This is a genomic window from Dysgonomonas sp. 521 (assembly GCF_010501055.1).
Lineage (GTDB): Bacteria > Bacteroidota > Bacteroidia > Bacteroidales > Dysgonomonadaceae > Dysgonomonas.
The window spans coordinates 1-1,238 of record NZ_QVMO01000217.1 but is presented as its reverse complement, the minus strand read 5'-3'; the positions used below and the strand labels follow the sequence as shown (position 1 = coordinate 1,238).

1 protein-coding gene is annotated in these 1,238 nt (G+C 38.2%); it reads right to left on the bottom strand.

The window, feature by feature from the left end:
* Window positions 1-299 precede the first annotated feature (299 nt).
* Window positions 300-1,238 (bottom strand): TraM recognition domain-containing protein (locus tag D0T84_RS22235; RefSeq protein WP_163310101.1); only part of this gene is annotated, 939 nt, incomplete at its 5' end.

Genomic DNA, 1,238 nt, shown 5'->3' with positions numbered 1-1,238 from the left:
AGTTTGCTAAGAATTTGAGCGAATAATGTTATTTTTGCCATGAGAGGTTCGTTTTTTGTGTTGCACCTCAAAGGTAACTTTAAGGAACAGAAAACGAAAACCTCTCACTTTTTATTTAGGACGCTATTGATAATAGATCATTGTATTTCATTTTCTTTAGCGAATAGAAAACTGGTAATTTAAAATTCACGAACAAAAGAAAAGGAAATAATGTTCATGCACATAAAGCATGGAGCATTACTCCTGTTCGTAAGGTATACCAGTACCCCTATAGCTGGAGATAATGCATCCATGCTTTTTTATCCTTTAATCAGGTGCTTTAGATTCTCATCACTACTTATTCGTTCCAACTCATCCTTTACAATCTGCCCGATATCCGCTTTAATCTGAGAGTAATTCTTTTGAATCTCTTCTTCCATTAAATCAACACCTTCCGCATTAATAAAGTTGGTCAAGATAGGAATTTTTCGATAGTTTTTCATCTCTGCCGAAACTTTAACATTATCCACGACAATTTCTGCATGAAATATCTTTTGCTCGATTCGCTCGTCAAAATTATCCGAAACAGCTCCAACAAACATGCCCTGAGTCAGATTCGATATTTTACTGGCAGGAATCAGGCTATCCATCTGTGTGCTGATAGAAGTCGATTTATCCTGTCTGTTGATGGTCATTGATTGACGTTTTTGTAACACTTTACCAAAACGATCTGATAATGTCTTTGCCGATTCTCCTACAACCTGTCCCGAAAAGATATTACCAACTGTATTTTGCACCACTTTCGATTCCTTATCTCCATAATCACGATTTAACTGGCTATAATCCTGAAAACCAAGACAAACAGCTACTTTATTGCTACGGGCAGTGGCTATCAGGTTGTCCAAACCTCGGAAATAAATAGTAGGCAACTCATCGATAATAACAGACGATTTAAGCTGTCCCTTTTTGTTTATTAATTTCACTATACGGCTATTGTATAAACCCAAAGCAGCAGAATAGATATTCTGCCTGTCGGGATTATTTCCTACACAAAGGATTTTAGGTTCTTTCGGATTATTGATATCCAATGTAAAATCATTACCTGTCATTACCCAATACAGTTGAGGACTAATCATCCTAGATAGAGGGATTTTGGCTGAAGCTATCTGCCCATAGGCTAAGCACCCGGCGCCTTGCCCCCTTTCACAGTGGTAGGTTTCCAAGCACTCGCCTCCGAACCGTACGTACACGTCTCCATG